The sequence below is a fragment of the Alkalicoccobacillus plakortidis genome (genome assembly GCF_023703085.1).
GTDB classification, from domain to species: Bacteria; Bacillota; Bacilli; order Bacillales; family Bacillaceae_D; genus Alkalicoccobacillus; species Alkalicoccobacillus plakortidis.
Window position 1 is genome coordinate 1572858 of the sequence record NZ_JAMQJY010000001.1, and the last position, 20388, is coordinate 1593245.

The 20388-nt window shown below is 40.1% G+C and carries 20 protein-coding genes, 4 pseudogenes and 1 riboswitch; of the genes and pseudogenes, 7 read left to right on the plus strand and 17 right to left on the minus strand.

Translation table 11 applies throughout. The annotated features are described in order from the left end of the window. Nucleotides 1-51: 51 nt before the first annotated feature. From sufB to NDM98_RS08500, 13 genes and pseudogenes are all read right to left on the minus strand, one after another. Nucleotides 52-1450: pseudogene (sufB, locus tag NDM98_RS08445) on the minus strand (Fe-S cluster assembly protein SufB). 32 nt (nucleotides 1451-1482) lie between these two features. Continuing rightward, nucleotides 1483-1923 carry a Fe-S cluster assembly sulfur transfer protein SufU gene (sufU, locus tag NDM98_RS08450; protein WP_251606314.1) on the minus strand — a complete coding sequence of 147 codons (441 nt, stop codon included), beginning with the start codon at nucleotides 1921-1923 and terminating at the stop codon, nucleotides 1483-1485. Further along, nucleotides 1910-3134: pseudogene (locus NDM98_RS08455) on the minus strand (cysteine desulfurase). Before NDM98_RS08455 ends, sufU begins: the two are co-directional and overlap by 14 nt. Next, nucleotides 3134-4435, minus strand: coding sequence for a Fe-S cluster assembly protein SufD (gene sufD / locus NDM98_RS08460; RefSeq protein WP_251606317.1), 1302 nt, complete (start codon nucleotides 4433-4435; stop codon nucleotides 3134-3136). The pseudogene NDM98_RS08455 and the gene sufD overlap by 1 nt, the downstream one beginning before the upstream one ends. Nucleotides 4436-4469: 34 nt before the next feature. After that, complete coding sequence (gene sufC / locus NDM98_RS08465; RefSeq protein WP_251606320.1) at nucleotides 4470-5255, minus strand: Fe-S cluster assembly ATPase SufC; 786 nt, start codon at nucleotides 5253-5255, stop codon at nucleotides 4470-4472. Nucleotides 5256-5449: 194 nt separating this feature from the next. Further along, a complete protein-coding gene (locus tag NDM98_RS08470) occupies nucleotides 5450-5839 on the minus strand; it encodes a carboxymuconolactone decarboxylase family protein (RefSeq protein ID WP_251606323.1) in 390 nt (129 codons plus the stop codon). Nucleotides 5840-5953: 114 nt separating this feature from the next. Next, on the minus strand, nucleotides 5954-6829 hold the full coding sequence (locus NDM98_RS08475) for a MetQ/NlpA family ABC transporter substrate-binding protein (RefSeq protein WP_251606326.1): 876 nt from the start codon (nucleotides 6827-6829) through the stop codon (nucleotides 5954-5956). 21 nt (nucleotides 6830-6850) lie between these two features. Next, the gene (locus tag NDM98_RS08480; RefSeq protein ID WP_308807696.1) at nucleotides 6851-7519 is read right to left on the minus strand and encodes a methionine ABC transporter permease; all 669 of its coding nucleotides are present in this window, start codon (nucleotides 7517-7519) and stop codon (nucleotides 6851-6853) included. Next, a complete protein-coding gene (locus NDM98_RS08485; RefSeq protein WP_251606330.1) occupies nucleotides 7512-8537 on the minus strand; it encodes a methionine ABC transporter ATP-binding protein in 1026 nt (341 codons plus the stop codon). The genes NDM98_RS08480 and NDM98_RS08485 overlap by 8 nt, the downstream gene beginning before the upstream one ends. 78 nt (nucleotides 8538-8615) lie before the next feature. Further along, a riboswitch (SAM riboswitch) is annotated at nucleotides 8616-8732 on the minus strand. A 66-nt stretch (nucleotides 8733-8798) separates the two neighbouring features. Next, nucleotides 8799-9617, minus strand: a complete 819-nt coding sequence (locus NDM98_RS23935; RefSeq protein ID WP_307728740.1) for an MFS transporter — start codon at nucleotides 9615-9617, stop codon at nucleotides 8799-8801. Continuing rightward, nucleotides 9568-10077, minus strand: coding sequence for an MFS transporter (locus tag NDM98_RS23940; RefSeq protein WP_307728741.1), 510 nt, complete (start codon nucleotides 10075-10077; stop codon nucleotides 9568-9570). Before NDM98_RS23940 ends, NDM98_RS23935 begins: the two co-directional genes overlap by 50 nt. A gap of 139 nt (nucleotides 10078-10216) precedes the next feature. Continuing rightward, nucleotides 10217-10606 carry a glycine cleavage system protein GcvH gene (gcvH, locus tag NDM98_RS08495; protein WP_251606333.1) on the minus strand — a complete coding sequence of 130 codons (390 nt, stop codon included), beginning with the start codon at nucleotides 10604-10606 and terminating at the stop codon, nucleotides 10217-10219. Nucleotides 10607-10677: 71 nt separating this feature from the next. Then, nucleotides 10678-11034: an arsenate reductase family protein gene (locus NDM98_RS08500; protein ID WP_251606336.1), complete on the minus strand. Its 357-nt coding sequence runs from the start codon at nucleotides 11032-11034 to the stop codon at nucleotides 10678-10680. 153 nt (nucleotides 11035-11187) lie between these two features. On the opposite strand from NDM98_RS08500, the gene NDM98_RS08505 reads away from it, so the two are divergent. The 7 genes and pseudogenes from NDM98_RS08505 to NDM98_RS08535 all read left to right on the plus strand — a co-directional run bounded on the left by NDM98_RS08505 (nucleotide 11188) and on the right by NDM98_RS08535 (nucleotide 17197). Then, complete coding sequence (locus NDM98_RS08505; protein WP_251606338.1) at nucleotides 11188-11457, plus strand: hypothetical protein; 270 nt, start codon at nucleotides 11188-11190, stop codon at nucleotides 11455-11457. Between the two features lie 16 nt (nucleotides 11458-11473). Next, nucleotides 11474-11815: a spore coat protein gene (locus NDM98_RS08510; RefSeq protein WP_251606340.1), complete on the plus strand. Its 342-nt coding sequence runs from the start codon at nucleotides 11474-11476 to the stop codon at nucleotides 11813-11815. Between the two features lie 60 nt (nucleotides 11816-11875). Continuing rightward, a pseudogene (locus NDM98_RS08515) lies at nucleotides 11876-13246 on the plus strand (IS3 family transposase). A 215-nt stretch (nucleotides 13247-13461) separates the two neighbouring features. After that, nucleotides 13462-14632 (plus strand): annotated as a pseudogene (locus tag NDM98_RS08520) (IS256 family transposase). A 634-nt stretch (nucleotides 14633-15266) separates the two neighbouring features. Then, the gene (locus NDM98_RS08525; protein WP_251606345.1) at nucleotides 15267-15635 is read left to right on the plus strand and encodes a GntR family transcriptional regulator; all 369 of its coding nucleotides are present in this window, start codon (nucleotides 15267-15269) and stop codon (nucleotides 15633-15635) included. Between the two features lies 1 nt (nucleotide 15636). Further along, nucleotides 15637-16488, plus strand: coding sequence for an ATP-binding cassette domain-containing protein (locus NDM98_RS08530; RefSeq protein WP_251606346.1), 852 nt, complete (start codon nucleotides 15637-15639; stop codon nucleotides 16486-16488). A gap of 25 nt (nucleotides 16489-16513) precedes the next feature. Further along, nucleotides 16514-17197: a hypothetical protein gene (locus NDM98_RS08535; RefSeq protein ID WP_251606347.1), complete on the plus strand. Its 684-nt coding sequence runs from the start codon at nucleotides 16514-16516 to the stop codon at nucleotides 17195-17197. A 387-nt stretch (nucleotides 17198-17584) separates the two neighbouring features. Here the strand turns inward: NDM98_RS08535 and NDM98_RS08540 are convergent, their stop codons facing one another. From NDM98_RS08540 to NDM98_RS08555, 4 genes are all read right to left on the minus strand, one after another. Then, nucleotides 17585-18196: a superoxide dismutase family protein gene (locus tag NDM98_RS08540; protein ID WP_251606349.1), complete on the minus strand. Its 612-nt coding sequence runs from the start codon at nucleotides 18194-18196 to the stop codon at nucleotides 17585-17587. Between the two features lie 120 nt (nucleotides 18197-18316). After that, nucleotides 18317-19243, minus strand: a complete 927-nt coding sequence (locus tag NDM98_RS08545) for a manganese-dependent inorganic pyrophosphatase (RefSeq protein WP_251606351.1) — start codon at nucleotides 19241-19243, stop codon at nucleotides 18317-18319. 121 nt (nucleotides 19244-19364) lie between these two features. After that, a complete protein-coding gene (locus NDM98_RS08550) occupies nucleotides 19365-19679 on the minus strand; it encodes a hypothetical protein (RefSeq protein ID WP_251606353.1) in 315 nt (104 codons plus the stop codon). A 3-nt stretch (nucleotides 19680-19682) separates the two neighbouring features. Further along, nucleotides 19683-20204 carry a GNAT family N-acetyltransferase gene (locus tag NDM98_RS08555; protein WP_251606356.1) on the minus strand — a complete coding sequence of 174 codons (522 nt, stop codon included), beginning with the start codon at nucleotides 20202-20204 and terminating at the stop codon, nucleotides 19683-19685. Nucleotides 20205-20388: the final 184 nt, after the last annotated feature.

The following is a 20388-nucleotide window of genomic DNA, read 5'->3' on the forward strand; positions in this document are numbered from 1 at the left end:
TCCTCGTATTTAATTCAATCCAAACCCCTTATGAATAAAGGTTTTAGCTTATTACCCGATTGAACCTTCCATTTCGAACTTAATCAGTCTGTTCATCTCAACTGCATATTCCATTGGAAGTTCTTTTGTGAATGGCTCGATGAAGCCCATGACGATCATCTCTGTTGCTTCTTGCTCAGAGATACCGCGGCTCATTAGGTAGAAGAGTTGATCTTCTGATACCTTTGATACCGTTGCTTCGTGCTCGAGTGTGATGTTATTGTTTAAGATTTCGTTGTACGGGATTGTGTCTGATGTGGATTGGTTATCCATGATCAGGGTATCGCACTCAATCTTGGATTTTGATCCTTCAGAGCGACGTCCGAAGTGACAGATTCCACGATAAGTTACTTTACCGCCGTGTTTTGAAATCGATTTTGAAACAATGGTTGAAGAACAGTTAGGTGCAAGGTGTGTTACTTTTGCGCCTGCATCTTGGTGCTGTCCTTTACCAAGCGATTGCGATTGAAAGGATTGTACCTTTTGCTCCTTCGCCACGCATGATTACTGCTGGGTATTTCATTGTTAATTTTGAACCGATGTTACCATCAACCCATTCCATTGTAGCGCCTGCATCTGCAACTGCACGTTTTGTAACGAGGTTGAAGATGTTTGGAGCCCAGTTCTGGATTGTTGTGTAACGGCAGTAAGCATTGTCTTTAACGATGATTTCTACTACGGCACTGTGTAGAGAGTTCGTTGTGTACACAGGTGCTGTACAACCTTCTACATAGTGTACAGAACTGTCTTCATCCGCAATGATTAGCGTACGCTCAAATTGACCCATGTTCTCAGAGTTTATACGGAAATACGCTTGTAGAGGTGTTTCCGTTTTAACGCCTTTAGGTACATAGATAAATGATCCACCAGACCATACGGCTGAGTTTAGTGCTGCGAACTTATTATCCGTTGGAGGGATAATTTTTCCAAAGTGCTCTCTGAAGATATCTTCGTTTTCGCGAAGAGCAGAATCTGTATCTTTAAAAATGATCCCAAGATCCGTAAGCTCTTGCTTCATATTGTGATAAACAACCTCAGATTCGTACTGAGCAGATACACCAGCTAGATACTTTTGCTCTGCTTCAGGAATACCAAGTTTATCAAATGTGTTTTTAATTTCTTCTGGTACTTCATCCCATGAACGTTCTGTTTGCTCAGAAGCTTTTACATAATACGTGATATCATCAAAGTTTAACTCTGATAAGTCGCCGCCCCATTGTGGCATAGGCATTTTGTAAAATAACTCAAGAGACTTAAGGCGGAAATCAAGCATCCATTGTGGTTCATTCTTCATACTTGAAATTTCTTCAACGATTTCCTTCGTCAACCCACGTCCTGAACGAAAAATCGATACGTCACGGTCCGAAAATCCATATTTATATTCACCAATATCCGGCATTTTCTTTGCCATTGTGAATCCCTCCTACTTTAGAATCAACTTGCTTATTTGTCTTGCTCGTTCAGCCCTTGTTCCATTGCCTTCCAGGCAAGTGTCGCGCATTTGATTCGTGCAGGGAATTTCGCTACACCCTGCAACGCCTCAATATCACCTAAATCAAACAAGTCTTCATCGTATTCCTTGCCAAGCATCATATCTGAGAAAATCTCAGACATTTTTAAAGCATCCTCAACCTTCAAGCCTTTCACAGCTTGAGTCATCATTGATGCTGATGCCAGACTGATGGAGCAGCCTTCACCTTCAAACTTGGCTGTTTCTACCTGTCCATCTTCAATTTTCATTTGAATTTGAACGCGGTCTCCGCAGGTTGGATTATTAAGGTTCACTGTTAGTGTATCATTAGATAGCTCCCCACGGTTACGCGGGTTTTTGTAGTGATCCATAATAACCTGCCGATAGAGCGTGTCGAGATTATGAGAAGACATCACCGAAATACTCCTTTGTTTTAACTAGACCATCTTTTAAGGCGTCGATATCTTCCTCTGTGTTGTACACATAATAGCTTGCACGTGCTGTTGCCGTTACATTTAGCCATTTCATTAAGAGCTGTGCACAATGATGTCCTGCCCGCACTGCTATACCTTCTGCATCAAGTACAGTCGCTACATCATGCGGATGAATATCATCCAAGCTGGAACGTCACCACTCCTGCCCGTTTTTTAGGGCCAAAGATCGTTAGTCCTTCAATTTCTGTCAAACGTTCAAAACTATATGTCACTAGTTCCTGCTCGTGTTGCTCAATCGCATCGAAACCTAGATCCTGTATAAAATCAATCGCTGCTCCTAGTCCAATTGCCCCTGCAATGATAGGGGTCCCACCTTCAAATTTCCACGGCAACTCTTTCCATGTTGATTCATATAGACCAACAAAGTCAATCATCTCTCCGCCAAATTCAAATGGTTCCATGTTCTCGAGCAAATGCTTCTTCCCATATAATACACCGATTCCTGTAGGTCCACCAAGTTTATGTCCTGAAAAGGCGAAGAAATCGCAATCCAAATCTTGGACATCAATTTTGATGTGAGGTGCACTTTGTGCTCCATCAACGACCATGACAGCTCCATTTTTATGAGCAAGCTGCGCAAGTTCCTTTACAGGATTAATCGTTCCAAGAACGTTGGATACCTGCATAACAGAAACAATCTTTGTATTCGATGTAATAATGGTTTGTGCCTCAGCCATATCAATAGTTCCATCCTCAAGTAAGGTTAGGTACTTAAGAGTTGCACCAGTTGCCTTAGCTACTTGCTGCCACGGAATGATATTACTATGATGCTCCATTGGTGTAATGACAATTTCGTCACCTTCAGCTAGGTTTGCTTTTCCATAGCTTGAAGCAACCATGTTAATTGCCGTCGTTGTACCCCGAGTGAAGATCACTTCCTGGGTTGACTCTGCACCAATAAAAGACCGAACCTTTTCTCTGGCACCTTCATACTCATCAGTTGCCATTGTACCAAGGGTGTGAACCCCTCTGTGTACATTCGAGTTATAGCGACGGTAATAATCATCAAGTTTCTCAATCACCGTATAAGGCTTTTGAGACGTAGCCGAGCTATCCAAGTAAACAAGCGGTTTACCGTTGACGTTTTGATCAAGAAGCGGAAATAGCTTCTTGATTTCCTTGGCATTCATTACTTAACTTTCCTTTCAATCGCTTCACGTAAACGTTCTTTAACGGACTCGATTGGAAGTTCATTCACAACTGGTGCAAGGAAACCATGGATAACCAAACGCTCTGCTTCATGGCGAGAAATACCGCGGCTCATTAGATAGAACATCTGAAGTGGATCAATACGGCCAACGGATGCAGCGTGACCAGCTGTTACATCATCTTCATCAATTAGAAGGATTGGGTTTGCATCCCCTCTTGCCTTCTCACTAAGCATAAGAATACGTTCAGTCTGCTCACCGTTTGATTTTGTTGCGCCGTGCTCAATTTTAGAAATACCGTTAAAAATAACTGAAGCAGCTTCTTTCATGACACCATGCTTCAAGATCTGTCCATCAGAGTTCTTACCATGATGGTAAACCGTTGTTGTAATATTTTGCTTCTGTGACCCTGTTCCAACAGTTACCGACTTAGTATCTGCTGTTGAACCATCACCAATTAGGTGTGTAGAGTTCTCAGAAACTGTGTCTCCGTTATTCATTAATCCAAGTGCCCATTCTAAACGTCCGTCACGAGCAACATGTCCACGACGTACAATATAGGATGTGACTTGATCATCTAAATTATCAACTGCACCAAAGGAAACACGTGCGTTTGCACCAACATGAACCTCAGCAATAATGTTTGCAAGTGACGCTTTTTCACCTGTAGATGCATAGTTCTCTACATACGTTACTGAGCTATTGTCTTCAGCTACAATAACAACATGATTAAACAATCCGCCATCTGCTTGGTTTTGTGCAAATACAGCTTGAAGCGGTAGTTCTACTTCTACGTTTCTTGGAACGTATACAAATACCCCACCAGCCATTAGTGCTGCATTAATCGCAGTCAAACGATTCTCAGTTGAATCTACTACATCTTTGAAAAGGTACTTTTGAAGTAAGTCGCTGTGTTCTTGTACAGCAGTCTTCAGATCGGTGAAGATCACTCCTTGTTTAGCAAGTGCCTCAGAGACCTTACTGAAAGTAGTATCGCCATTTTCCTGAACAATGACATTTTCAACATCTTTTTCAACAAGAGATTGAATGCCTTCCGGAAGTGCATCAAGAGATGTTACTATTTTATTTTCCACTAATTCATGAGTGAAAGATGTGAAGTTCCATTTAACAATCTTCGTTTTATCTGGCTTAGGAAGCTCAAGTGTTTCCACCTGAGACACTGCGTTCATACGTAGTTCGTGTAGCCATTTTGGTTCATTTAGTTCTTTAGATAGTGTTTGAACAGCATCCTGCCAAACCTGTACGTTTGTCTCAACTGGCATATATACCCACCCTTTATTGTTGATCTACTTTTTATTATGCTTCCTGATTTACACGCTCGTCTTCAATACCAAGCTCTGTTTTGATCCAGTCATATCCTTCTGCTTCTAAGCGTTCTGCAAGTTCTGGACCACCAGACTTAACGATACGTCCCTGCATCATCACATGGACTTTATCAGGAGTAATGTAGTTCAACAGACGTTGGTAGTGAGTGATAATTAGACAGCCAAAGTCCTCGCTGCGCATTTCATTTACACCTGTTGATACAACTTTAAGTGCATCAATATCAAGACCTGAGTCAATCTCATCTAAGATCGCAATTTTCGGCTCAAGCATAAGCAGTTGAAGAATTTCATTACGCTTCTTCTCCCCACCAGAGAAACCTTCGTTTAGGTAACGTTGTGAAAATGATTGATCCATATCAAGAACGTCCATCTTTTTATCCATTTTACGGATAAATTTCATTAGAGAGATTTCTTCGCCTTCTTCGCGTCCTGAGTTAATAGCAGAGCGAAGGAAGTCAGCATTTGTGATCCCGCTGATTTCACTTGGGTATTGCATAGCTAGAAATAGACCTGCTTGTGCACGTTCGTCTACTTCCATTTCAAGAACATCTTCCCCGTCCATATGAATCGAACCGCTTGTGATTTCATATTTAGGATGTCCCATAATAGCTGAAGCCAATGTAGATTTACCTGTTCCGTTTGGTCCCATAATTGCGTGAATTTCTCCACCTTTAACTTCTAGGTTAAAGTCTCTGAGAATGTGTTTTCCCTCTATTGATACGTTCAAATTCTCGATTTTTAAATGTGATGCTGCCATTTTCACTACCTCCAATTTATATGTCCCACAGCAATTACCATGTGCGACCATTCGTTTTACTTATTATCATTCTATTCTCATTCTAATCTTATAACAAATCCAACCTGAGTTCAAGGTACGCAACCTAATTGCGAAACTCTATTGTAACAAAAAAAGAAGCAACACCCAAGGGCGTTGCTAGAACATGTATTCACTTATTGAAAAGCTTTGTCTGAACCAGGACTTTTCAGCTTCTGAATGGCTTCTTGCACCAATGTAACCCCTTGGCTCATCGCTGCCCCACCACCAAATGCTGCTGCCACTCCTACTGATTCAAGGATCTCGTCCTCACTACAGCCTTGATCAAGACAACCTTTAGTATGATAGATAATACAGTATTCGTCTTGAGAATAGACACTTATTCCAAGAGCAATTAACTGTTTCCCTTTTTTCGTTAAAGTTCCCTCTTCAAAACACGTTTCCGTAAATTTATTATAACTTTTCGCAATATGAGGCAGTTTCTGTGTAAAGGATTGTAATCCCTCTTTGTACGTATGAAGTGCCTCTTGTATTGTATTATCTTGCTGGGATTGCTGTTGATCCATCTCTCTCAAACCCCTTCTACTTAGCTTAGTATGCCAGTAGTATGAGCTTATTTATAAGGAGTTATGCGAAAAAAATAGCACACCTAATTTGGTGTGCTACATGTTGTTATGTTGCTATTCTGTTACTGGTACAACCGCACCTTCATAGTTTTCATTAATAAAGTTTGTGATTTCTTCAGAGTGAAGAACCTCAACTAACTTTTGAATATCCTCACGATCTTCTTCACCAGCACGAACAACGATTAAGTTGGCAAATGGATTATCAGAATCACCTGACTCAGTGATTAAACCATCATCTGTAGGATTAAGATCAATCTCAAGTGCATAGTTTGCATTAATAATGATTGCGTCTCCTTCGTTGTTTTCGTACGCCTGAGGAAGCAATGCAGGATCAACATTGTTCACAAACTCAAGATTTTTCGGGTTTTCTTCAATATCATCTAGTGTCGCTTCATAACCAACGCCATCTGCAAGTGTAATAAGGTTCTCTTGAGCTAGCAAATGAAGAGCACGTCCTTCTTCAGCCACGTTATTACTGAAAATAATCGTACCGCCATCAGGAATCTCATCCACACTGTCATATTGAGACGAATACAATGCGTAAGGTTCGATGTGAATAGCTCCAGCTACTGCAAAGTCATAGCCAAACTCTTCTGTTTGTTGATCTAGATAAGGCTGATGTTGAAAGAAGTTCGCGTCCACTTCTTCGCCATCTAAAGCAATGTTAGGGATGACATAGTCTTGAGCGACAACAATGTCTAGCTCAATTCCTTCTTCTTCTAATGTACTAGCTGCTTCCTCAAGAATTTCAGCATGAGGTGTGTTTGACGCACTAATCTTAAGGGTTGTTGTTTCCTCTTCAGCAGGTGTGTCCCCGCCTGTAGTACTACCAGTGTCACCGTTGTTGCTGTCTTCATCACCTGATGTCCCGCAAGCTGCTAGTGCTAGTACAAGACCTGCCGTTCCAAGCGTACCTAAGAATTTTTTCATGTCTCTTTCCCCCATCTCTTTTTATCGTTTGTCTGTAATATATGTGAAAAAATCGCCGATCCACTGGACGATAAATACAACCAGTAGAATTACGATTGTTGCCACCAAGGTTACATCGCTATTCCCTCTCTGGAACCCTTCTTGATAAGCAAGTGTTCCAAGACCACCGCCACCTACAATACCAGCCATTGCTGTATAACCAATCATCGCAATTGTAGTGACTGTAATCCCTGAAATAAGTGCAGGTGTTGACTCTGGTAATAACACTTTAAAGATAATTGTTGTAGAAGAAGCTCCCATTGATTGCGCAGCTTCCACAACCCCACGGTCAATTTCACGCAGTGCGATTTCAACCATCCGTGCATAAAATGGAGCAGCCCCTATGATTAACGCAGGCAGTGCTGCAGTTGGACCTAGAAAGGTCCCAACAAGAAATTTGGTTAAAGGAATAATGAGAATTAACAAAATAACAAATGGGATCGATCGTGTAATATTCACATAGGCTGCAATGACCGCATTTACCGGTCTATTCGCCCATAGATTTCCCCTACCAGTTAAATATAACAGTAAACCGAGTAGAATACCAAGAATAAATGTGGCAATTAGTGAAATTCCCGTCATATAGAGAGTTTCAACTGTTGCATCCCACATTCGATCCCAACTAACTTTAGGAAATAGTGTCTCAAGCACGGCGTAACACCTCCGCTTCAACCTCTTTGGTCATAATAAAATCTAATGCTTTTTTCTTTTCCGACTCATCACCTGTGATTTGAATAAATAATGTACCGTAAGATCCACCTCGAACCTTGGTAATTTTCCCGTGAAGAATCGATACATCAATTTGGAAGGTACGGATTAATTCAGAGATCAAAGGACGCTCTGCACTTGTACCAGAAAAAGTGAGCTGAACAACATCTCCTGATCCCGCTTCACTTAGAATCTCCTGGATTGTCTCTTCCGTATCATCCTGCTCTGTAATTTGTTTTAAGAATTCTTTTGTCATCTCTTCTTTAGGCTGACGGAATACATCTAGGACTGGTCCTTTTTCTACGATCTGACCATTATCCATAACCGCTACCTCTGAACAAATTTTACGGATGACATGCATTTCATGTGTAATAAGCACAATGGTAAGGTTTAGTTTTTTATTGATATCAACTAAAAGGTCTAGGATCGACTCAGTTGTTTTAGGGTCCAGAGCAGATGTGGCTTCATCACATAACAACACCTTTGGATTATTGGCTAATGCCCTTGCAATCCCTACCCGTTGCTTTTGTCCACCACTCAGTTGTGAAGGATAGCTTTTGTCACGACCCTCTAGTCCAACTAGCTGAATCAATTCTTTAACTCGCTTGTCTCGTTGCTCACCTTTCACACCAGCAATCTCAAGAGGGAAGGCAATATTGTCATATACAGTGCGCGACCATAATAAATTAAAATGTTGAAAAATCATACCCATTTCCTGGCGTGATTTTCGTAATTCTTTAGTTGTTAATTTAGAAATGTCTCGTCCATCTATTTTGACCTCTCCACTAGTCGGGCGCTCTAACATATTTAGCATGCGAATCAGTGTACTTTTTCCCGCACCACTATATCCGATGATGCCAAAAATCCCGCCTTTTTCAATGGTCAAATCAATTCCATCTACAGCCGTCACTGCTCCACTTTTTAGCTCAAATATTTTTTGTAATCCTTTTAATACAATCACTTTGTAATCCTCACTTTCTATTAAACTATATAGAAAAAAACCTTCCCGCAGATAAGCAGAAGGTTTATATTAATCCCTCTCTCATCTTTCAAAGTGAATCATCACTTTGCTTGGATTTAGCACCTGCAGAACCGAAATCAGTTCCGTGGTTGCCGGGCATCAAAGGGCCAGTCCCTCCGCCACTCTCGATAAGAGTTATTAAATTTTTATGTTAGATTTTATGCTAAGTTGGGAAAATCATAGCATGCTATTGTAGCTTGGTCAATTCTTTTCAACAACTAGTGGTGCTGGAATATCTTTCTGACGTCTTCCAAATACAAAATAGAAATAAATGGACCCGATTAAATACAGACAAGCTGTAATCGAAAAAACAATCGCGTAGCCAGTGTACGAACCATATGCCAACACAATTCCCATTGAGACAGGTCCCATTACTGCCCAACCTAATTGGAAAACCATTTGACCAAGTGAGTTGGCAAGTCCTCTCATAGATGGATCAACCAAACGCATCATCAGGGCAGAATGAATAGGGTTTCCTGCATTCATTAACGCTTGTCTAAACAGGAATCCAATCACTGCTAGCCATAGAATTTCGGTGTAAGCAGATAATAGAAGGAATGGCAGAGAACCAAGCTGTAAAATGACCACTGCCCTTACCTCTCCAAACCGCTTAACAACACTCGGACCGATTAGTAAGGCAACTGCCGTCATCGCCTGTCCTAACGCAAGAATGATACCTACTAAAGAATAACTAATGTCAAAGCGATCCGTGAAATAAAGGTTAAGATACGGGATTACCAAGCCTGATCCAAACCCAATTAAGATGCTAGCAATAGCAAATAGAAGAATTAATTTTAAAGAATCTTTTTTCTCAGCTAATTGCTTAAAGCCTGACAGTCGTCTCGTTTGAATCGTTTGTACCTTTCGTTCTTCTTTGATTTTGAAAAGTGGTAATAACCCAATGCAGACAATGAATACACCTACTAATAATGTAAACCTCACGCTATTAAGCATCGTTATCTGAAACAGGCTATGTAGGGCATCTGTCATCACACCACCCAAGCAAATTTCCGATAACATTTGCCGCCATCATAAATGCTGCATTTAGACTAAATAGATGTACTCTCTCAGATTCCCTTGAATTCTCAGCAAGAAGTGGAATAGCCGTGACTTGAATAAAAGCCATAAAAAATCCTGTGACAAAGGCTCCTATTATCAATAAGTCCTCTGCAATGCCAATGCTTCTTAAAATTAAGCTAAGCATAACCGCCACAGAACCTATGACAATTAACCGCTTTCGACCAAGCCGATCACTTAAGAGTCCAACTGGCAGAAGTGCAATAGCTGTTGCTGTGGCTTGCATTGCGATCACGCGTCCATTCACATCATCCGAAAAACCCAACTCACGAATATAATAATTATAAATTACCATAAAAATGCCCATTCCTACATTAAGCAAAAAAGACGCTATCAGGAATAGACGAATATTTTTGTTATAGCCTTTTAATTTACTCGACCATTCTTTTGCAAATTGAGCCATCTGCCCTCACCTATACCCGTTCTTATTTCGCTACCCTAAGTAATCATATACGAAGTCTGTTAAGATGAGAAGACTTAAGTACAAGAAACACTAAAAAAACCCATCAAGGCAAGTTGCACTTGATGGGTTTAACATTCGATTAATCTTCGCTAATCATTGTGTTGTATTCGTCTGCAGACATAAGCTTCTCAACTTCTGCAGAGTCTTTAGGCTCAACAACAATCATCCAAGCCTTTTCATATGGTGATTCATTAACGAATTCAGGTGAATCATCTAACTCTTCGTTAATTTCAACTACTTTTCCACTAATAGGAGCATACAGCTCAGAAACGGTTTTTACAGACTCAACACTGCCAAACGGCTCGTCCGCTTCAATTTCATCGCCAACCTCTGGTAGTTCAACAAACACGATGTCTCCAAGCTCAGACTGAGCGAAGTCTGTAATACCAATACGGACTTTCTCTCCTTCAGTTTTGACCCACTCGTGTTCCTCTGAATATTTAAGTTCTGCTGGTAATTTGTTGCTCATGTTATAACCCCTCCATCAACTTGTTCGATTCTGCATTCATTATAACCGAACTTCCTCATAAAAAAAACGAGTTAGCTCCAGTTTTGTTCAAATTGTTCTTCCTTAAATCCAAGAGTTACCTTGCTACCATCTGTTGTAATTGGTCTTTTAATAAGCATTCCATCAGATGAAAGTAGTTCCAACATCTCACTTTCACTCATAGAAGCTAACTTATCTTTCAAACCCAATTCACGGTATTTTTGACCACTTGTATTAAAAAATTTCTTAAGCTCGAGCCCACTTTTCTGATACAAATCAGCTAACGTGTCGGCAGAAGGTGGAGATTCAACAATATGTACAGCGTTCACTTCAACGTTTTGTTCCTCTAACCACTTTTTTGCTTTACGACATGTTCCGCATTTTGGATACTGGTAAAACGTTACACTCATTTATGGCACCTCCTTTGAGATTATATCAACTGTTATTATGTCCGATTTTTACGTTCGCTACAATTGATACGCTTTTGATGGATAAAATCAGCCTCTTTTTTTCAAACTAAGAGCGTATGACTTAAATTTAATGTTAAAAAGGAGGCCATTTACATGCAGCAACAACAAGGAACACAAGCAAACCAGCAACAGAACTTCATCTCCGAACCACCTCAAGTCATTTCAACAAAAGATCATCTCTACATCAATGACATGTTATCGTGGAACCTACTTGCTATGAAAAAAGCTTATTTTTACGCGTCGAACTGTCAGGATGCAGAAATAAAAGAAGCCATTAATCAAGCCGGACAAATGCACAAGCGACACTACGAGCGCCTACTCACCCACCTAAAACCAACAACCGAACAGCCTACTGTTCAATAACGAAAGGAGATCCCTAATGAAAATTCAAAACCAAGAAACAGCTTTCCCAAAAGATACACACATGACTGACCGTGAATTTATTACCGACATGCTGACGACAGAAAAATATATCACGTCAGCTTATGATATCGCCGAAAACGAAGCAAGCCATTCTCAGCTTTATCAAGACATCAATACCATTTATCAAGAATCACAAAATTGCCAGCGACAACTGTATAACATCATGTTCCGAAAAGGACTATACGCAATTGAAAGTGAAACCCCACAAAAGCTGCAGCAAAGTTATCAGCAGTTCTCCGGCTATCAAAACCAAGCTTCCTTACTCGAATACACATTAAACCACTACCTGAGCGAATAAAATGTACCCTATAGAGTAGACACGTAAAAAAAGTCTACCTATAGGGTACTTTTTTGTATAATGACAAGTAGACAACTTAGTAGAAATTGAGGAAGCCACCATGAGTAAAAAAACATTTACCGAGAAAGAAATTAACCAATTATCCATGAACCCCTACGTGAAAGCCGTGAGTTCTAAAGGAATTACCTACACAAATGAATTTAAAAGCCACTTTATCGCTGAGAAGGAGAAAGGGAAATTCTCCAAACAGGTCTTTGAAGAGGCTGGATTTGATGTACATAGTATTGGTATGACACGCATTCAAGCCGCCAGTAAAAGATGGGGCGCAGCTTATAAGGAACATGGGGTTATGGGACTAGATGATACAAGGACAGGAAATGCCGGGAGACCCAGAAAACGAGAAGTCTCTCTCGAGGAAAAGAATGCTCGACTTGAGGCCCAAGTGAACTTACTAAAGGCAGAAAATGAACTCCTAAAAAAGATCCGATTCGCAGAAAGGGGGCTAAAGGAATAGTCCTCTCCCCCAGTCAAAAGTTCATTCTCATTCGTTTCGTGATTAGAAAGTATAAGCTTAAGAAGATGGTGCGCTACCTCTGTGAGATCGCCGGCGTGTCCAGAAGCGCCTACTATAGGTACTATTCTCATGAAGCTCAAGAACGTAGAAAACGGCAGGAAGTACGAGACGAAGTAGTGAAAGAAATCATTTTAAAAGCGTTTCATTATAAAAATCGTAAAAAAGGCGCGCGCCAAATAAAAATGACGTTGGCGGGTCATTTTAAGATTGTCTATAATTTGAAAAGAATTCGAAGAATCATGAAAAAATATCACATTTTCTGTCCTTTCCGAAAGGCGAATCCGTACAGACGTATCATGAAGGCAACCATGGAACACTCAGTAGTCCCTAACCTACTGAAGCGTCAATTCAATCAAGGGAAACCAGGAAAAGTGTTGTTAACCGACATTACGTACTTGAATTATGGGCAGAACTCCAGAGCTTATTTATCAGCCATATTGGATGGTACAAGTGGTGAAGCACTGGCATATCAGGTGTCGGATCGAATGACGATGGAATTAGCCACAGATACACTTGAAAAACTGAAGAAAAACAAACGGTTTAAGAAAGACAAAGATACACTTATACATTCTGATCAAGGGGTTCACTATACCCATCCTCACTTCCAAAAGAAGGTTAAGCAACTTAACATTCATCAATCCATGTCCAGAAGGGGGAACTGTTGGGACAATGCCCCCATTGAATCATTCTTTGGACATTTGAAAGACGAAACCTCTGTTAAAAGCTGTTTGACATTGGGAGAGGTTCAAAAAGAAATCAAGCAATACATGAACTACTATAATTACCATAGATATCAATGGAACCGAAAGAAGATGACCCCTGTAAAATACAGTGATCATCTTCTAAAAATCGCATAGGCTTTTTTTAAATGTCCTTTACAAGGGGTACATTTTACGAATGTGCTCAGGTTTTTTTATTTGGGAAGGTCGGGGAAGCAGTTTGAAAGGCAAATCAAGAAGAATAAAGTAGAGTCCATATAATTGTGTAAAAGTAAAAATAAAAAAAAGGCCAATGGCCCATCCTCGTGATACACTATTTTCGCCAAGAAAATCATCAACAGGAGGAATGGGACATGACCCAATTTAATTTTAACGTAGATATGGATGTAATTAAAGAGGAATTAATAGGCTCAAATTTAAATGCGACGATTAAATCTTCGATTATTCTGATTCTCAATCAAATGATGGAACAGGAGCGCGATGAGTATCTGAAATCCAGCTCTTATGAACGCACTGGAGATCGGGTTGATTATCGTAATGGGTACTATGAGAGAGATTATATGCTTTCAATTGGGAAGATCACTCTTAAGGTGCCTCGTTCGCGTAATGGAAAGTTCTCTCCGTCTCTTTTTGAGCGCTATCAACGAACAGATCAAGCACTGATAGCAACGATGGTTGAAATGGTTGTCCAAGGGGTTTCAACACGCAAAGTGACTCAAGCGGTCGTGAAACTGTGCGGAGAAAATGTGTCTAAATCCTTTGTATCAAGTCTAACAGAAAGGTTAGATCCTTTCGTCAAAGAGTGGTCGAGTCGATCTTTAGTTGGAAAAGAATATCCTTATATCTATACTGATGCGCTTTATATTAAGGTACGCGAGTACCAAAAAGTCGTGTCCAAAGCAGTCTACATCGCTGTGGGCGTGAATGAAGATCACAAAAGAGAAATCATTGGTTTTCATATTACACATGATGAAACGAAAGCTTGGATGGGAATCTTTCTTCGAAAGTCTTCAATCGCGTGGGCTTTTATCTCCAAAACTCGTGATATCAGATGCCCACAAAGGCTTAAAAGCAGCGATCCACGAAGCATTTACAGGCTCAAGTTGGCAGCGGTGCACCGTTCATTTTAAACGAAATATCTTTAGCGCCCTTCCAAAAAAAGAAACAGAAACGTTTCGCTCATTGATTAAAGATATCTTTACTCGCCAAACTCAAAAAGAAGCACGAGCCCTTTATCAAGAGATCGCATCCAATTACGAAGGACAGAAGAAGTATGAGAACGCGTTAAATAAACTTGAAGAAGGACTTGAAGATGCCATTCAATATATGAGCGAGCAGAAATCGTATCATCCGTTATTGCGAAGCACAAACAACCTAGAGCGGTTGAATTCAGAAGTCCGCCGTCGAGAAGGGGTCATACGTATTTTCCCTAATCAACAATCCGCGTTCCGTTTGATTGGAGCGGTTCTGAAGGATTACGACGAAATGAAGTTGTGTAAGAGAAAGTATTTGCCTGAAACGTAATATGAAATAGAGGAGCCGACGGCTCCTCTATCCTAAACCGATAATGAAAACAAATTATTCATTAAGATCAAGACTTGAAAATAGTGACGAGGTATTTTACACATAAATTAGGACTTGACCCTCATTACCAAGCTGGTTTTGGTACTTAGTAAGATGAGCGGTTCATCACCAAGCTTGGATTCGATACTTAGTAAGATGAGCGGTTCATCACCAAGCTGGATTCGATACTTAGTAAGATGAGCGGCTCATCACCAAGCTTGGTTTTGGTACTTAATAAGATGAGCGGCTCATTACCAAGCTGGATTTGGTACTTAGTAAGATGAGCGGCTCATTACCAAGCTTGGATTCGATACTTAGTAAGATGAGCGGCTCATCACCAAGCTTGGTTTTGGTACTTAATAAGATGAGCGGCTCATTACCAAGATATATTTTGCTCTCATTAAGCTGGGTTGATCGTTTTCAAGCAAATTCAATTCAACACCAAGACAGATGTACATACATCAAGAGCTTCCCACATTTCATTAAGATGAATGTCTTTTAGTAAGTATCTTTTCCGAACAAGAATTTACCTATTGACATATATTAAAAGGGGTTCTATAGTTAATTACATGAGTAATGAACCAAGGAGGTTACTATGTCTCATTCAATTGATGATAGTCAGCCAATCTTTTTACAAATAGCCAGACGCATCTCAGACGACATCATTAATGGTGCGACAAAAGAGGGGGAGCAGGTCCCATCTACAAATCAATTTGCCAAGCACTATCAAATTAACCCAGCTACAGCGGCAAAAGGAATTAATCTTCTAGTTGAGCAAGAGATTCTCTTCAAAAAAAGGGGTGTAGGAATGTTTGTAGCAGAAGGAGCACGAGAAATTCTTCTCAAACAGCGCCAAGTTGAATTTTACAAACGATATATTGTTCCATTGATGCAGGAGGCCGAATACCTGCAGCTTAGCACAGAACAAATCAAACAAATGATTGATGAGGGAGGAAACGATTAAGATGACCAACCTAGCAACTGTCCATCAGCTTTCAAAAAAATTAGAGAAAAATCAGGTTTTAACTGACGTTTCATGCACCTTTGAAAAAGACATGATCTACGGACTCCTCGGTCGGAACGGAGCCGGTAAAACAACTTTGCTTAACTTAATTGCAGGTAAGTCGCTTCCCGATTCCGGTTCAATTGAAGTGAATGGCCATAAACCATTTAATCATTTTGATACATTAAACCAAATTTGCTTTATTCGGGAGAGCAAGAACTTTAAACCTACACTTACCATCAAGGATATTTTAAAAATGATGCCAGCCTTCTATCCAAATTGGAGTAGTGAAAAAGCACTTGAACTTCTTGAATTATTTGAACTTCCCCATCACAAAAAGGTGGCGCAGCTATCAAAAGGGATGGAATCAGCGCTTGGAATCACAGTAGGCATATCAAGTCGCGCACCTCTTACCATTTTTGATGAGCCCTATATTGGGATGGATGCCCATGCAAGAGAAGAATTTTATAACGCCCTCCTCGAGGACTATACAGAACATCCAAGAACCATTATCTTATCCACTCATTTAATTGATGAGGTCAGCGACTTATTTCAAGAGATTTATTTTATGAAAAAAGGACAGATCTCTATGCACGAAACCATAAATAACCTTCAAGAGAGAGCGTTTATGATTACAGGTCCAAAGGATACAATTGAATCTCTTTCCTCACAAGGGCGAGTATTAGACCGGTCTAGCTTTATGGGCGACCATAGTGTCACTCTTTATGTAGATGAAGATCAATTACAGACTTTTCATATACAGCAAATTGCACAAGACAGAAAATCCCGTTACAACAGCTCATGGTTTACCTGACAAATCATAAGGAGGAGTCTTTCACATGAATCAACTTGTTGCCAAGCTTCGTTTGCACTCATCTGACCTTAAAAAAGGTATGATTATTTTTTGGACAGTATTAGTCGCAATTGTGGTCGGATTTTATTCGATTGCTGCCCTCTTTGATACGCCAGAAATGTATGTTACTACAAATGTCCCGTTGTTTGTTTTTATGGCAATCACTGCTTTTAAATTAGTAAAGGATGACTTCGATTACTCCATCCATCTTGGATTAACAAGAAATAAATTTGTGCTAGGTAGCCTTGTTTATATTCTACTTGTAGCCATTCTCTTTAATCTCATAAATCAACTTTTATTATTTATCACAATCTCAACACAAGAAGGTGTGTTACCTCACTTTTTAACGCCATTCACCTGGTCAGCTGTTCTTGGAGATGAAGCAGGATTCTGGACCAACTTTAGCCTAGACTTCATTCTATCCATGTTCTTTAGTTTCCTACTATACTTCATGGCAAGTCTGTTGTTCAGGTTCGGACAATTAGCTGTGTATATAGCACTGCTCGTGATGATACTAGTCGTCCTAATCCCTACTGTTCATCAAGAAATTTTCATTAGCGCCGCTGCTTTTTACCAAGGCACAAGCCTGACCTTAATCTGGGCATTACTTAGTGCAGTTATTATTGTTCCAATATTGAGTCTATTCACCTTATCAAAAGCTTCTGTTTAAGGAGAACGCTTTTTAAGAGGGGAGAAGGTTTGCAAGAAAGAGTTGAGTCTTAGCAAGAAGGGTTCGGCACTTGGCCAGAACCTCTGCCTCTTACTAAGACGGTTCTCTCTCTTGGCAAGAACATGCTCCTCTTACCAAGACGGATCCCTCTCTTGGCAAGAACCTGTTCCTCTTACCAAGACGGTTCTCTCTCTTGGCAAGAACCTGTTCCTCTTATCAAGACAGATCCCTCTCCTGACAAGAACATGTGCCTCTTACCAAGACGCGGCTTCAGTTAGTAATAAGTGTCTTCCATTCCCAAAAATCATACCTCTATCACCATGAACTGCACTTCTTCAATGAAAAAGAAAAAGCAGTGGACATTAATAAACGTCCACTGCTTTTAACTTATTGTGCGGCTTCGACAACTCCACAAGCCACTCGATCTCCTGCATCACCCGTTGATAATGTTTCTTCATCAGGGCCAGACTCGTCTTGTTCACTTGATTGGTATCTATCTGGTATATGACCAAGATTATCTGGACCTTCATGTATCATCACAGATGCTTCACCAATTAATGCCTCTGCGTCTAAACGATCATAGCTGAACGTCATTTGTGCTGTTCCATCTTCATTCACGTAAAGAGGCGGCATGTCCCCTGCATGAGCACCGTGATCGGCGTCATCTGGATTATAATGTCCCTCTGCTGATGTGAAGGCTCCATCACTATGATCATGCTCACAAGATGGGGCTTCATGAATGTGAAATCCATGAAATCCTTGCTCCATTCCACTTACTGACGCTTCTATAAACAGCTTTCCATCAGGCGAAAGGATGAAACTTGCTACACCCACCGAATTCCCTTCATCATTCATCAGCTCTGCTCTTGCCTCTGCATCAACGGACTCGGGCACATCTACATTTGATTCAGGTTCAAATGCATCCGTCTCCGGTTCATCGTTCCCACATGCTGCTAATCCCAAGGTAAAAACCATCATCATTGCTACTACGTATTTCATGCTGCGTAACCCCTTTCAATCTGTATCTATTTCTCTATAACCTGTGAAGGGGGTCTATAAAACATATACATGTATTGGGAAAATAAATAGGACCCCTTATTTAGGGGTCCCACTTTCTTCTTAGTTAAATGTCTCAGACAACGGAGGTACTACTTGTTTCTTTCTTGAAACAACACCTGGTAGGCTCGCAACATGGTTATCTAATGTCACATTAAATGCCGTCTCAACCGCACTAGTGTCCGTTCCAAGAGCAAGCACAACAGAGTCATTTGCTAGGATATCTGTAATCACAAATACAAACAGGTCTAAGCCTTTATCCGCAATAACCGTTGTCACTTCCGCTTCAATTTCTGTTTGACGAGCAAGCACATCTTGCACATCTACCGTGTTCACTTGAGCAATCTCTACTTTCTTATCGCCCATGGAAAATTCCTTCGCATCTAGAGAAATGAGTTCTTTTACAGTTTTTTGACTTAGGTCTGCGCCTGCTTTTAACATCTCTAAACCGTATGTTTGACTATCAACACCTGCAATCACTTCAAGCTCTTTTGCTGCAGCAACGTCTTGATCTGTGCACGTTGGTGATTTAAAAAGAAGTGAATCGGAAATGATGGCTGATAACATTAATCCAGCAAGCTCTTTTGTAACTGCTACATTATTCTCTTTGAATAGCTTCAATAGAATCGTTGCCGTACATCCAACTGGCTCAGCACGATAATAAAGCGCTTCGTTTGTTTCAAAGTTAGCAATGCGGTGGTGGTCAATGACTTCAACCACACGCACATCTTCAATATCATCCGCACTTTGTTGCTTCTCATTGTGATCAACCAGAATGACATCAGAGACTTCATTTGCTACTGTATCTACTAGACGAGGTGCATCTGTTTTAAAGTAGTCTAAGGCAAATGCTGTCTCGCCATTTACTTCTCCAAGACGAACTGCCTCCACATCTGCCCCTAGCTGTTTTTTAAGTTCAGCATAGACAATCGCTGATGTTATTGTGTCCGTATCCGGATTCTTATGTCCAAAAACAAGTTGTTTGCTCATAATTCTCTCCCTTTTTATCCTACTTAGTAGATGATTATTCCCATACGATCATACCAAATCTTTTCCTTAAGGGAAACAATCGTGTCTAATTATTAGGAAAACACTGTCGGAATACTTTGATTTAAAATATAGTCGTGATCTCAGCTTGTTTATTTTTAAAAATCTCAGCCACTGTCACTCCTTCAATTGTAGCCGTATTAATAAACTCCTCGTTTCGATCATCATAATGATCAGTCAGTCTCACTGTCCCACTCCAAACCGCTCTGCCTTCTACCGAGTGACAAATAAAGTATTCTATTTTATTATACATAAACTCGATCTCTCGACCCTGTTTAAGATAATAGAGTAAATGTTCATCACTAATAGTGCCACCAGCAGGCACATCATCAAAATCATCAATATTGTCAATATCATCAACTATCTTTTTTTGAACCACTTTTTATAATTCAACCCTATACTCCTCCCTTAAGATCGCGTAATAATACTCGTCCCACCACTCACCTTTATATGGGATGCATTTTTTGAAATGCCCCTCTCTTCTCATGCCGATTTTTTCCATTATTTTATATGACGCTGGATTTTCTGGCTGACAGGTGGCGATAATCCGATGAACATCCATTGATTGAAAAGCATAGGCAATCATTGCAGATGCGCCCTCCGTTGCATAACCTTGATTATAAAAAGAAGGATGAAAAACCCAGCCAATCTCATACGTAAACTCACCAAAACATGCATAAAAGGATAGATGACCAATTAATTTATCTGTGTGTTTTAAGGTAACTGCAAAGTGCTTTGCACTCTCTCCGCAGTTGTCAGATACAAATTGTTTAGCGCCTTTTTCTGTGAATGGATCTTCAGGAAGATAAAACATTACGTTTTTATCAGAAGTATATGTATGTAATTCCTCCCAATCGTCTTTATAAAAAGGGCGAATAATCAACCTTTCCGTTTCTATTTTCATATTATATGTCCCCCTGGCTTCTTTACCTCTCAGTTATATAGTAAATAAAATGAATTAAAAAATTAGTCGAATTATGACGAATGTGCTATGATATCTTTTATTGTGTTAGATTATTCAGTCACAAAGAAGTCTGAATATACAAATTAGTAAAGAAAAACAGATTATATTTAGTATTATTGGGGGA